Annotated in this window: 13 protein-coding genes; 3 read left to right on the top strand and 10 right to left on the bottom strand. The window is 63.3% G+C overall.

Going from position 1 to position 12,400, the window contains the following annotated elements; genetic code table 11:
* Positions 1 to 34: 34 nt before the first annotated feature.
* Genes PP1Y_RS11885 through PP1Y_RS11875 form a run of 3 tightly spaced genes read right to left on the bottom strand, consistent with a single transcriptional unit; the run spans position 35 to position 1,709 of the window.
* On the bottom strand, positions 35 to 541 hold the full coding sequence (locus PP1Y_RS11885; RefSeq protein WP_013832455.1) for a DUF3237 domain-containing protein: 507 nt from the start codon (positions 539 to 541) through the stop codon (positions 35 to 37).
* Positions 542 to 555: 14 nt separating this feature from the next.
* A complete protein-coding gene (locus PP1Y_RS11880; RefSeq protein WP_013832454.1) occupies positions 556 to 1,305 on the bottom strand; it encodes an SDR family oxidoreductase in 750 nt (249 codons plus the stop codon).
* 11 nt (positions 1,306 to 1,316) lie between these two features.
* On the bottom strand, positions 1,317 to 1,709 hold the full coding sequence (locus tag PP1Y_RS11875) for a nuclear transport factor 2 family protein (RefSeq protein WP_013832453.1): 393 nt from the start codon (positions 1,707 to 1,709) through the stop codon (positions 1,317 to 1,319).
* Positions 1,710 to 1,980: 271 nt separating this feature from the next.
* Here PP1Y_RS11875 and PP1Y_RS11870 point away from each other — a divergent pair, with 271 nt between their 5' ends.
* Together PP1Y_RS11870 and PP1Y_RS11865 are read left to right on the top strand one after the other, a co-directional pair.
* Positions 1,981 to 2,493: a MarR family winged helix-turn-helix transcriptional regulator gene (locus PP1Y_RS11870; protein WP_013832452.1), complete on the top strand. Its 513-nt coding sequence runs from the start codon at positions 1,981 to 1,983 to the stop codon at positions 2,491 to 2,493.
* A gap of 98 nt (positions 2,494 to 2,591) precedes the next feature.
* Positions 2,592 to 3,818 (top strand): multidrug effflux MFS transporter, encoded by a 1,227-nt coding sequence (locus PP1Y_RS11865; protein WP_232512644.1) that lies wholly within the window; start codon positions 2,592 to 2,594, stop codon positions 3,816 to 3,818.
* A 143-nt stretch (positions 3,819 to 3,961) separates the two neighbouring features.
* On the opposite strand, the gene pnp is transcribed toward PP1Y_RS11865, so the two are convergent.
* From pnp to PP1Y_RS11830, 7 genes are all read right to left on the bottom strand, one after another.
* Positions 3,962 to 6,247 (bottom strand): polyribonucleotide nucleotidyltransferase, encoded by a 2,286-nt coding sequence (gene pnp, locus PP1Y_RS11860; RefSeq protein ID WP_013832450.1) that lies wholly within the window; start codon positions 6,245 to 6,247, stop codon positions 3,962 to 3,964.
* A 179-nt stretch (positions 6,248 to 6,426) separates the two neighbouring features.
* Positions 6,427 to 6,696: a 30S ribosomal protein S15 gene (rpsO, locus tag PP1Y_RS11855; protein WP_013832449.1), complete on the bottom strand. Its 270-nt coding sequence runs from the start codon at positions 6,694 to 6,696 to the stop codon at positions 6,427 to 6,429.
* A gap of 5 nt (positions 6,697 to 6,701) precedes the next feature.
* Positions 6,702 to 7,613, bottom strand: a complete 912-nt coding sequence (gene truB, locus PP1Y_RS11850) for a tRNA pseudouridine(55) synthase TruB (RefSeq protein ID WP_013832448.1) — start codon at positions 7,611 to 7,613, stop codon at positions 6,702 to 6,704.
* A gap of 79 nt (positions 7,614 to 7,692) precedes the next feature.
* Complete coding sequence (locus tag PP1Y_RS11845; RefSeq protein ID WP_041558814.1) at positions 7,693 to 8,100, bottom strand: DUF6491 family protein; 408 nt, start codon at positions 8,098 to 8,100, stop codon at positions 7,693 to 7,695.
* Positions 8,101 to 8,215: 115 nt separating this feature from the next.
* Entirely contained in the window at positions 8,216 to 8,902 is a 687-nt protein-coding gene (locus tag PP1Y_RS11840; RefSeq protein ID WP_013832446.1) for a site-2 protease family protein, read from the bottom strand.
* 78 nt (positions 8,903 to 8,980) lie between these two features.
* Complete coding sequence (locus PP1Y_RS11835; RefSeq protein WP_013832445.1) at positions 8,981 to 9,901, bottom strand: hypothetical protein; 921 nt, start codon at positions 9,899 to 9,901, stop codon at positions 8,981 to 8,983.
* A 153-nt stretch (positions 9,902 to 10,054) separates the two neighbouring features.
* Positions 10,055 to 10,636: a thymidine kinase gene (locus PP1Y_RS11830; protein WP_013832444.1), complete on the bottom strand. Its 582-nt coding sequence runs from the start codon at positions 10,634 to 10,636 to the stop codon at positions 10,055 to 10,057.
* A gap of 119 nt (positions 10,637 to 10,755) precedes the next feature.
* On the opposite strand from PP1Y_RS11830, the gene PP1Y_RS11825 reads away from it, so the two are divergent.
* Positions 10,756 to 12,393 (top strand): DUF1963 domain-containing protein, encoded by a 1,638-nt coding sequence (locus tag PP1Y_RS11825; protein ID WP_041558813.1) that lies wholly within the window; start codon positions 10,756 to 10,758, stop codon positions 12,391 to 12,393.
* Positions 12,394 to 12,400: the final 7 nt, after the last annotated feature.

The following is a 12,400-nucleotide window of genomic DNA, read 5'->3' as shown; positions in this document are numbered from 1 at the left end:
AGTGTACGGCGCCCCTTGCGCCGTACACACATCCTCAGGTCAGGGCGTAGTAACGCAGGACATTTCCATCGGCCCTTCGCTCGCCAACGCCGATGAAAACATGCTTGGTCAACCAGTCATGCTTGCCGACCGGACATTCGAACGTAGGATTTCCGCGCAGATAGTATTCCTGCTGGTCGACAGGCTCGCCCTCCTTGAAAGCCCAGTCGCGCAGCCGCTCCATCGTGTCGGGCCTGCGCCCCCACAGAAAACCTCGGTTGTTGAGCAGGATCAGGGTCCCGTCGCATTCCTCGAGCATGTAGCGGGCATCGAAGACGGCAACGTCGTCCGGCCGAAAATAGGCGTAGTCGCCGCCCGATCCGGGCACGGCCGTTCCCTTAATATTGGGTCCTTCGAAAGTTCCTCCTTCGACGTACACCGCGCTGCGGTTACCGCCCATGGGTGTCCCGACAATCGTCTGCACCCGCGGAAACGTTAGACGCACTTCCATGGCGAATTCGAGACGCGGATTGTCGAGAGTGGAAAACGGGCCTTCATGCATATCTGGATCTATCCTCATCCGATTTCGACGGCACCGCCATCGACGAAAAGATTGGCGGCGGTAATGAAACTGGCCTCCCCGGATGCAAGGAAGAGCACGGCGGCGGCGACTTCTTCCGGACGGCCCATCCTTTTCATCGGCACGGCGGCGACCATCTGCTTGCGCATGGCCGCCACCTCATCCTCGCTCATGCCCGGGTTGCGATAGAGCAAGGGCGTTTCGATCGGCCCGGGGCTCACCATGTTCACCCGAATTCCGCGCTCGACCAGCTCGCCGGCAAACTGCCTCATGGAGAACGCAAGTCCAGCCTTGGCCGAACCATAGGCCAGGTTGCCCGGAACGAAAGCGTGACCGCCGATCGAGCCGGTCACGACGATCGCGCCGCCCTCTCCCATGAGCCGCGCAGCCTGTTGCATCGCGAAAACGCAACCGCGCAAATTGATGGCATGGACTTCATCCCAGTAGTCGACGGCAAGATCGTCGACGGTAGAAAAGCCGCCCATTCCTGCATTGACGACCAAAACATCCAAGTTGTCCCACTCGCGTTCGAGCACGCTGAAGTAATTCTTCGTCGCGTTCATGTCGGATATATCGACGCTGTCGCCCCTGCTGCCGGGCAAGTCCCGCGTCGCCCGTGCAAGTGTCGCCGGATTGCGTCCGGTGATCCGCACTGCGCCACCTTCACGCGCGAAGGCATGCGCACAGGCAAGACCGATCCCGCTATTGCCTCCCAGGACCAGGACTTTCCTGTCTGCGAAACGCATCTTTATCCTCCTCAAAACGGGCCCAGGGGGTTTGGACTATCTTCCGGGACGTCCTGAACGACGTCCCAGTGCTCCACGATCATGCCGCCTGAGAGGCGGAAGATGTCGACCACGGCCCAACCTCGGTCCTGCGGCCAGCGCCGGACGTGACAGTGGACGATCACGTGGTCTGCGTCAGCGAAGATCCGTTTGATATCGTGCACGGCCTGCGGAGTTTCGCTGCGAATTCGACGAAGCAAGGCCTGGAGCGGCTCGAGTCCCTGGCCCACCGCCTGGTTGTGCTGGATATATTCACGGTCAATGAACTCATGCGCCGCTTCGGCATCAAGCGCATTGAGGACCTGGTCGAACATTGCGCGGACATGCCGGACATTGGCCTGCTCCTGCTCGGTCCATGTCTCCATTCGCATTGCCTGCCATTCCCATCCCATTCGTGCACCTGTCGTGCCGCTTACGCCCGGACAATCATCATAAGCTGCGTGAAGATCTTCTGGACACGCTAAGTTCATAACGATAGTTATTGATACAGTCATTGCAAGTGTAAAGATGGCTGAAGGAAACATCGCAATGGCGCGCTAATCCGTGCCTCAGGCCCTCAAGGTTCGATATAGCAATAATGCAAACCGTTACCGTCACAGCCGGCAGGAGCGTTGAAAGGGCGCGGGAGAACACAAGATGAAGAAGGCAACCACCACCAGCCCCCGCGCGAAGATCCTCCACCGAGTGCTCAAGCTGTCGAACCGGCTGCTGGCCCCGTTCTCCGCGCACCTTGAAGACCAGCACAGGATCAGCCTCAACGAATTCCGCGTGCTGATGCTCGTCGGCCACCTCGGGCGCGCTGCCAGTCATGAGATAGTCGAAAGAACCGGTGTGTCCGCCATGAGCGTTTCCAGGGCAGCCATCACTCTAGAGCGCCAGGACCGCATCCGCATCGAACGAGACCCCGCAAACCGCAGGCGCAAGCAGATCACTCTCACTAACGAAGGCCAGCGCCTCTACCGGGCTCTGCAACCGAACGCAGGAAGAGTGGCAGACTACATGCTGTGCAACCTGCAACCCCATGAAATTGCCATGCTCGATCACATCCTGGACACCCTCATCGCTGCACTCGAAGCGACGGACGAGAACGGACACTCCAGCTTCCTGGAGTTCACGAAGCCCGAGAACAAACAGGCGCCAACACCCTGAGCGAGGCGCCTCGCTTGCAACAGCGACCAATATATAATAACGAACGTTATTATGATTCTGATAAACCGCAATGCATGCGCCACTCACGGCAGCGCGAAGTGACAACGGCCAAAGCCGGACCAACCACAAGAGAGCCCGGTCTCGGCCTTGGTATTGCCCTGGGATTTCTCTCCGCGCTCGGCCCCTTCGCCATCGATCTCTACTTGCCGGCCATGCCGGACATGACAGCGTCGATCGGAGCAGCCGAGGCCAATGTCCAGCGAACGCTCTCCGCATTCTTCCTGGGCCTGGCCATTGCCCAGATCCCTATTGGATCGCTGTCCGATCGCTTTGGCCGCAAGGCTCCTCTCTTGGGTGGCCTTTGCCTTTTCGTTGCAGCATCCATTGCCTGCATGCTGGCCACCGACCTGAACCAGCTGGTCGCTTTCCGTTTCCTTCAGGGCATGGGCGCGTGCGCCGGAACGTCAAGCGCACGCGCCATCATTCGTGATCTTCACCGCGGCCACAAGGCCGCAAGGCTGATGGCGTTTACCTTCCTGATCATCGGGATTTCCCCGATGGTCGCACCGCTGCTCGGAACCGGACTGCTTCAGCTCTTTTCCTGGCGCGGCCTCTTTGGCGTCCTTGCAGGCGCCGGTGCACTTGCCGCAATACTGGTGCTGTCTTTCCTGCCCGAGACACTCCCCCCGACCAACCGAACGAAGGACTGGTCCAATCTACCGCGACACCATGCAAGGCTGCTGCAATCGCCAAGGTTCGTCGGCTGGGCATTGGTCGCGGGACTGGCAACGACGATCCCCTTCGCTTTCATCACCGCAGCGCCATTCATCTATTCAGGACTCTACGCACTCACTCCGGCAACCTTCAGCCTGTTGCTCGCAGCCAATGCCGCAGCCTCGGTGCTGGCCACGCAATTCGCGCCCAACCTGCTGCAGCGCGTGGGAGCCCCGCGACTGGCCGGGAGCGCGGCTTTCGTCGCCCTGGCCGCAACGACTTCGCTTGCCCTTCTCGGCACCAGCGGCGTGTCGCTGGCCCTATTCCAGACATATTCGATGTTCCTTTTCATGATCGCCGGGCTGCTGCTCACTCCAGCGGCGACAAGCGCCCTCGATTCGGTGCGCTCAGGGATCGGTGCTGCAGCCGGGCTGCTCGGGACGATCCAGCTCGCCGTAACGGCTCTGGCCAGCGCAGCCGTCACCTTATGGCCGCCGACGTCGCTGCGTCCGCTCACCTCGGTCCTGGGAACCGCATTCGCGGCCATGGTCGTGATCGTGGTTGTCCTTGGCCGGCTGCCTTCACCCGCGGAGGACACCCGGGCGAACTGATCCTGCGCCGCCCGGGTGCTTGCACCGGACAGGCTCAATCCTCTGCCGGTCCGGTCCGGTCCGGTGCGGCACTGCCCGCCCAAGAAAAAAGGGGCCGCGTTACCGCAGCCCCTTGTTCCGGATTTCGAATTGTCGAAAGCCTGTCAGTCTTCCTTGAGGAAGGCCGGCATGTGGTTGGGATCGCCACCGCCGTTGTCGTCACGATCGCGGCGCGGGCCACGGTCGCGGCCGCGGCCACCACCGCCTTCGCGACGCGGACCACGGCGATCGCCACCACGGCCGCCGCCTTCACGGTCGCCGCGCGGTTCGCGGGGCGGACGGGTGTCCTCCAGCTCTTCACCGGTTTCCTGGTCGACGACGCGCATCGACAGGCGGACCTTGCCGCGGTTGTCGATCTCGAGGACCTTGACCTTCACTTCCTGGCCTTCCGACACGACGTCAGTCGGCTTTTCCACGCGCTCGTTCTTCATTTCGGAAACGTGGACGAGGCCGTCCTTGCCACCCATGAAGTTCACGAAAGCGCCGAAGTCGACGATGTTGACGACCTTGCCGGTGTAGATCTTGCCGACTTCCGCTTCCTCGACGATGCCGAGGATCCAGTTCTTGGCGGCCTCGATCTGGTCGAGATCCGAGGACGAGATCTTGATCACGCCTTCGTCGTCGATGTCGACCTTGGCGCCGGTTTCGGCGACGATCTCGCGGATGACCTTGCCGCCGGTGCCGATGACGTCGCGGATCTTCGACTTGTCGATCTGGATCGTCTCGATGCGCGGCGCGTGGGCCGACAGCTCGGTGCGGGCCGAGCCGAGAGCCTTGGTCATTTCACCCAGGATGTGCGCGCGGCCGGCCTTCGCCTGCTCCAGCGCCTTGCCCATGATTTCCTTGGTGATGCCGGCGATCTTGATGTCCATCTGCATCGTGGTGATGCCGTTCTCGGTGCCAGCCACCTTGAAGTCCATGTCGCCGAGGTGATCCTCGTCGCCCAGAATGTCCGAAAGGACAGCGAAATCGTCGCCTTCGAGGATGAGGCCCATCGCGATGCCCGAAACGGGGCGCTCGATCGGAACGCCTGCGTCCATCATTGAGAGACAGCCGCCACAGACGGTCGCCATCGAAGACGAGCCGTTCGACTCGGTCACGTCCGAAAGGACGCGGATGGTGTAGGGGAAGTCCTCCTTGGCGGGCAGGACCGGGTGCAGCGCACGCCACGCCAGCTTGCCGTGGCCGACTTCGCGGCGGCCCGGGGCGCCGAAGCGGCCGACTTCGCCGACCGAATAGGGCGGGAAGTTGTAGTGCAGCATGAACGCCGAGTACGACAGGCCTTCGAGGCCGTCGATCATCTGCTCGGAATCCTTGGTACCCAGGGTGGTGGTGCAGATGGTCTGCGTTTCACCGCGGGTGAACAGGGCCGAACCATGGGTGCGCGGCAGGAAGCCGACCATCGATTCGATCGGGCGGACCTGGTCGAGCTTGCGTCCGTCGATGCGCTGGCCGTCCTTGAGGATGGCGCCGCGAACGATTTCGGCTTCGACCTTCTTCATGGTCTTGATCGCGACCATCTGGGTCTGCGGCTCGGCGTCGGCGAAAGCTTCCTTCGCCTTGGCGCGCGCTGCGTTGAGCGCGTTCGAGCGAGCCGACTTGTCGGTCAGCTTGTAGGCGGCGGCAACGTCCTTGCCGACGACTTCCTTGAGCTTCGCCTTGATGTCGGCCGTGTTGTCCGACAGGTCGATTTCCCAAGGCTCCTTGGCGGCCTGTTCGGCGAGGTCGATGATGAGGTTCACGACCTTCTTGCACTCGTCATGCGCGAACATGACGGCGCCGAGCATTTCTTCCTCGGTCAGCTCCTTGGCTTCCGATTCCACCATCATCACGGCATCGCCGGTAGCGGCAACGACGAGGTCGAGGCGGCCATCGGCCAGCGCGGCTTCCTGCTTCGGGTTCAGCGTGTACTGGCCATCGACGAAGCCGACGCGGCAGGCGCCGATCGGACCCATGAAGGGCACGCCCGAAATGGTCAGCGCGGCCGAAGCGGCGATCATCGCAACGACGTCGGGCTCGGTCTCGCCATCATAGCTGAGGACCTGCGCGATGCAGTTGATCTCGTTGTAGAAGCCTTCGGGGAACAGCGGGCGAACCGGGCGGTCGATCAGACGGCTGGTCAGCGTTTCCTTTTCGGTCGCGCCGCGCTCACGCTTGAAGAAGCCGCCCGGGATACGACCGGCGGCGGAGAACTTTTCCTGGTAGTGCACGGTCAGCGGGAAGAAGTCCTGGCCTTCCTTCACCGACTTGGCGGCAGTAACCGCGCAGAGCACAACAGTTTCGCCATAAGTGGCGAGGACCGCGCCGTCGGCCTGACGGGCAATACGGCCGGTTTCCAGAGTGAGGGTCTTTCCGCCCCACTCCATCGATACGGTTTTGACGTCGAACATAGAGTTTTCCTCAACCCACCGGCCCTATTGCCTGGTGGGGTTTACTGCCGGGGATTCCGTCCCGGTCCGGTGCGGGGCCTTTCTCGGCCCCAAGGCCCCTCGCCGAATTGCGAGGATACCCAGAAAGGGTGGCCCAGATGCAAGAAGCGGCCCGCTCAGGGGCCGCCTCCGCGTCAGTCTTACTTGCGCAGACCGAGCTTCTGGATCAGTGCGTTGTACCGCGCGACATCCTTCTTCTTGAGGTAGTCGAGCAGCGAGCGGCGCTTGTTGACCATGGCCAGCAGACCGCGACGCGAATGGTTGTCCTTGTGGTGCGACTTGAAGTGTTCGGTCAGGTTGACGATGCGCTCGGTGAGGATCGCGACCTGAACTTCCGGGCTGCCCGTGTCGCCAGAGGCGCGAGCGTTGTCCGAAATAATTTCCTGCTTCTTATCAGCGGTAACCGACATTCATTCTACTCCGCGACATCCGAAAGATTGAACCCCCTGACGACGCGGGCTTCACCGCCCGAAAGCTCCATCAACGCGACCGGAACAATTCCTTCTCGCGCCCAATGCAGCCCGTCTTCATGGGGCAGCCCGGTCAGAACGCGGCCCTGTCGGACCGCCCTTGCCTGCTCCGGACCGAGGTCGATGGCCGGGATGTCGTCCAGCCCCACCTCCAGTGGCAAGAGTATCTGTTCAAGAGGGGCGCCCTTACCGATTTCGTTCAATTTGTCCAGCGAAATCGCCTGAGACAGGTCGAACGGACCGGCCTTGACGCGGCGCAGCATGGTCACCGTGCCGCAGCTACCCAGAGCCCGGGCAATGTCGCGCGCCAGCGACCGGATGTAGGTCCCCTTGGATACGTGGGCCAGAAATGTCGCCTCATTCGCCGCTTCACCCTCGGGATCGCACAGCGACAGCGCATGGATCGTCACTGCACGGGACTTGAGCGCGACGTCCTGCCCGGCACGGGCAAGGTCATAGGCGCGCTCACCGTCGACCTTCAGCGCCGAATAGGCCGGAGGCACCTGCTCGATCGGGCCGGTGAAGCGCGGCAGTACCGCTGACACCAGATCGCGCGTGGGCACGACATCGCTGCGCGAGACGACTTCGCCTTCGAGATCGAGCGTCGTGGTCTCCTCACCGAAGCGGACGGTGAAGGCATATGCCTTGCTGGCGTCGAGCATGCGCCCGGTCAGCTTGGTCGCCTCGCCAACGGCGATCGGCAGGATGCCGGTCGCCAGCGGATCGAGGGTGCCGCCGTGGCCGACCTTGACCTTCTTGCCATAGCCTGCCTCGCGCAAGTTGCGCTTGACGGCGGCCACGCCCTGGGTCGAGCCGAGCCCATGCGGCTTGTCGAGAATGATCCAGCCGTGCGGCATCACGAAACGGTAACGGGAAGCTTCATTGCGCCTCCCAAGGCCGCCGGCATCGATTTGTCAATCGCGCCGGCCCTTGGGACTACTTTGCAGGCTTCGCCTTCGGAGCATCGATCCGGTGGGAACCCTTGGATCCCTTCTTGGGCGGACCGTCGACTCGCTCGAACGAAGCGATCTGGTAGCGCTGGCCCTTCACGATGATCGCGCCAAACTTGTCGAGTGTGCCGTTGGGACGGGTATCGATGGCGATATCCTCGACATAAGGCAGATCGTACGAGGGCGACATCAGCTCGGCGCGATACCATTGGCGGTGATTGTCGCGAAAATAGATCGTGTGACTGTCGCCCGCGCGCCAGTCATCGACACCGCCGTGATCGGCGAACGGAATGGAAGCTTCGCTTTGCCGGGCCGACGCAGCGAAAGCCGGTCCGGCCATCGCCGGCGTAGCGACAAGCAAACCGAGCGGGATCAGCATAGCGGACATCTTCATGGTGACTTCCTTTCGAACTCTCGAACGGTTTCACCCCCTTGCCTTCCCATTTCGGGCCCGGCGCGGGTCACTTCAAGGGCAACGACACTTTGTTACAAGCTCGCGCCGAAGCGGATCAGCCTCCCGCGACAGCTGCGGCCAGGGCATAGTAGTGATCGCTGGCCCAGATCACCGGCGGCAGCACCAGCCGGCGCACAATGCCCCAGTCCGGGAACAGGTAGGGGATCACCAGCAGGACAAGAAACAGCAGCGGCAGTCCGTAGGGTCGCATCCGCGCATAGACCCGCGCCGCATGGCGCGGCAGCGCGCCCTCGACGATGTGCGAACCGTCGAATGGCGGGATCGGCAGCAGGTTGAACAGCGCCAGGAAGACGTTGATCAGGATGAAGTTGTTGAAGTTCATCGCCGCGAACCTCTCGACCGGTCCCAGCTCCGCTCCGGCGAAGCGCACCAGCAGGCCCAACATGACTGCGCCCACCGCGGCGAGCACGAGATTGGTTCCCGGCCCTGCCGCAGCCACGGCCATCATTCCCTTGCGCGGATCGCGCAGGCGGTGGTGGTTGACCGGCACCGGCTTGGCCCAACCGAATATCGGCATGCCGGTAAGCGCAAGAAAGCCCGGCAGGACGACCGTGCCGATCGGATCGACGTGGCGGAACGGGTTCAGGCTGAGGCGGCGCTGCTCATAGGCCGTCGGATCGCCCAGCGCCCTCGCGGTCCAGCCATGCGCCACTTCGTGGAACACGATGGCGAAAATGAGGGGGATGATGAGCGCTGCGGCCTGCAGCAGTGTATCGTTCATGCCTACCATCTAGGCACGGAGCGCCTGACCCGCAATCTCGGCCGCAAGATATGTCCGGCTGCGCGGGACCTGCGGGCATCACACCGGGTAGCCGAGTTCCTCCAGCGGCAAGTCGCGCAGCGCCATCAGCCGGCGATTGCTGTCAGGATAATGCTCGGCGATGCGGCTGCGCAACCGGGGCGAGAGCTGCGCCGGCCTGCGGTTGATCACGGGAACCTGCCCGAGCAGCCACTTGGCACCGTGCCGCAGGGCCTGCCCTCCCGGCAGGTCGACAATGCGGTCCTTGTTGACCACCGACTGGCGCGTGAACAGGTTGACCGCGCGCATTGCCGTCAGCCCCGCCCCGCCCAGCGAGCGGTTGGAGCGCGATCCTTCCGGCGGCAGCGCCTCGAGCGAGAGGCCAAGGTCACCCTCCAGTCGGGCAATCAGGGCAGAGCGATCCTTGAGCCACTCATAAGGATAGACGTGTACCCGGTCGGCCCCGAAGAGACCGTCGTAGTGCGCCACGAGACGGTCGTACTCGAAATGCTCGAACTGGAAGACCGGGGCCTTCCAGGGACGGGTCAGCGCGCCGCGCACGAAGTTCGCCGTTTCGAAATAGCGCCGCTGCCCCCAGGTTCCGCCGCCCGAGACATATTGTGCATAAGTGGCGCGGCAGATGTCGAACTGGTTGCGGATGAAGATGACGATGCGGGCATCGGGCAGCACCGACTTGACCCGGCGCGCCACTTCGGGGGCGAGGAACCCGTGCAGGCCGCCATTGTGCAGATAGCCGGAGAGGTTTTCCTCGCTCAGCAGCACCGGTCGGTTGCGACCCTTGAGCGCAAGTACATCGCGCGCGCGATCCGGGCAGAAATGCATCCCGCAAGGCGCAAGGAAAGCCTCCTGGACCGTCTTGCGCGGCAGGAAGTCGTGACTGCTGGCCATCGGGAAGAACTGCTTTTGCAGCCAAGTCGTGGCGGTCTTGTGATAGCCCAGATGGACAATTGCGTTCTGCATGGCGGACCCGTTTTCTGCCGTCGTTGTCGCGGCGGAATATCGAATGCCCGTGTTGCATGAATTTTTCAGGTCCGTGCGCCCACTTTTGCAATCGAATGCGGGGGAGCGCCCCGGATATGCGGCAGCGCGAGTGCGCAGCCCGTTATCGCAGCCTCAGGCAGAACCCAGTGCCTCTCCGAAATGCCGGCGGCACAGCGCGACGTAGCGATCGTTGCCGCCGATCTCTGTCTGCGCACCATGGCTGACTGCCGCGCCTTCGGCATCCACGCGCAAGTTCATCGTCGCCTTCCGGCCGCAATGGCAGACTGCCTTGAGCTCGACGAGCGCATCGGCAATGCCCAGCAGCACCGCAGAGCCGGGGAACAACTCGCCCCTGAAATCGGTCCGCAAACCGTAACACAGAACCGGGATGTTCTCGCCATCGGCAAGGCGCGCCAGCTGCCAGACCTGCTCCGCACTGAGGAACTGCGCCTCGTCCACGAGGACGCAGGACAGCGGCCGCGCGCGGTGCAACGCCAGGACGCTTCCATGCAGATCGGTATCTGCAGCGAAGCGATGGGCATCGGCGTGCAGGCCTATGCGGCTCTCGATCGCGCCTGCCCCGCCGCGGTTGTCGATAGCCGCAGTCCAAAGCATCGTGCGCATCCCGCGTTCGATATAGTTGAAGTTCGCCTGCAATAGCGTCGCCGACTTACCGGCATTCATGCTGGCATAGTAGAAGTAGAGCTTGGCCATCGTGACAGTGGATAACACGGCCAATTCGGCCCCGCACGAGGACATCGACAGTTCTCCCCGCTTGAATGAATTCGTTTGAAGTACTCTAAGATGAACGACGCAGGCCGTGGGAGTTCGCAATGAAGAAATTGCTCGCCATGTTCGCTGTCTTCGGGTTGGTCGCACTCGCCGCCGCCTATGTGGCGCTGGCTCCGCTATCGACTTCCGGCCCCGGAGCCGTGCAGACCGCGCTCGCCTTTCTGGACGAAGGTGCAGCGCGCATTTCCGCCATTGCCGGGCGCAGCGAAGCCGTCCTTGCCCTGCTCGGCTCGGGCATGGTGCTTGGGCTCATTGCGGCCCTGGTCGTGGGGAAAAGCTCCGCCACCCCTCAAGACGAGGACGTAACGCCCGCGCCCGGCCCGGTCTGGCGTCCCGAACCGCATTCGCACGAAGACCGTATCGCCGGTCTGCGTCGGCGGGCAAGCGGCACGACTGCTTCCGAACCGGATTATGAAAGCCCCGTGATCACCGCGCTTGTCGACGAAACGGAGTATGGCCAGACGGCCGATGCGCAGGCCTGCGAAGCGGCAGAACCGGAAGTCATTACTGCAGAGCGTCCCCGGCCGGTTATCCTCGTGCGCAAGGCGCGCGAACGCAATCGCGACTGGACCTGGGACCTGAGCTGGCTGGGCGGGTTGCCGCGGCTGGGCTCGGCGCCATGGCCGCGCGATTCCCACGGCACGCCCCTGCCCTTCGCAGCGCAGGTCAATCTTTCCGAGCTGGCCGGGGCCTGCGCTGAAAGCCCATTGCCCCATTCCGGGTCCCTGGCCTTCTTTCTGGGCGAAGGCGCGGTCGTCGCGGTCTCGCCGGGCGAACACGATTTCACCGATCCACCCGCCGACCTGCCGCCCGCCTACGAGGAAGACGGCACGCCGCTGCCGTCAACGCCGACACGGCTCAGCCGCTACCTGTTCCCGTTCTGGCCGGTCGAACCGGTAGCCGAGCCTGGCGACGAGGAGCCGGGCCCATCCACCCTGCAAGAACACGGCATGACTTCGGCGGCGCTGGCCGAGGTCGGCGAGGACAACTTGTGGTGGTACGGCGTCTTCCATCTGACCGACCAGCTGCGTGAGGCACTGGACGGCGCGCAACGCGACTACGATGCCGAACTGTCGCAGGAAGGGAAAGCAAAGGACGCCCTGGCAGCGCTCGAAGCGCGCGGCGACGCGCTTCCTGAGGCGGTCGCCGGGGCGCGTCGGAAGATCCACGATATCGATGCCCGGCTGCGCGAGATCGAGGAGCAGGCAAGCGAGATGCCGGCCATGATCGAGGCGCTGGAGGGGTTCAGTTCAGGCCGCGGCCCCTGGGAACCGATGACCGAGGAAGAACGCGGCCTCGTTACGGAGATCCTTGGAGAAATTCACGCCCGCCACGGCAAGCTGGTCGAAGCGCGCCTGCCGCACGCGCTGGCGCCGCTGCGGGCCCTGTGCATCCGCGCCATGGCGACCGGCGCGCCCAAGGCCTTTGCCGCCCTGCCCGACGACCTGCTGGAGAAAATCGCCGGAAACTGTGCGGTCCCGCCCCGCGACCATCACCGGATCTTCACCGGCCCGGCTCATGGATCGCAGGACGACGACCTGCTGCTGCTGCAACTGGCCAGCGACGACATGATGGAATGGCGCTGGGATAATCTCGGCCGCTACCAGTTCCGCATCGACCGCAAGGACGCGCTGGGCGGTAACTGGCAGAACGCAAGGCTGATCTTCGAACCGGCGTGATCCGGCT

The organism is Novosphingobium sp. PP1Y (assembly GCF_000253255.1).
Taxonomy (GTDB): Bacteria; Pseudomonadota; Alphaproteobacteria; order Sphingomonadales; family Sphingomonadaceae; genus Novosphingobium.
The sequence above is the reverse complement of the archived record's forward strand: the minus strand, read 5'-3'. Positions and strand labels throughout refer to the sequence as shown.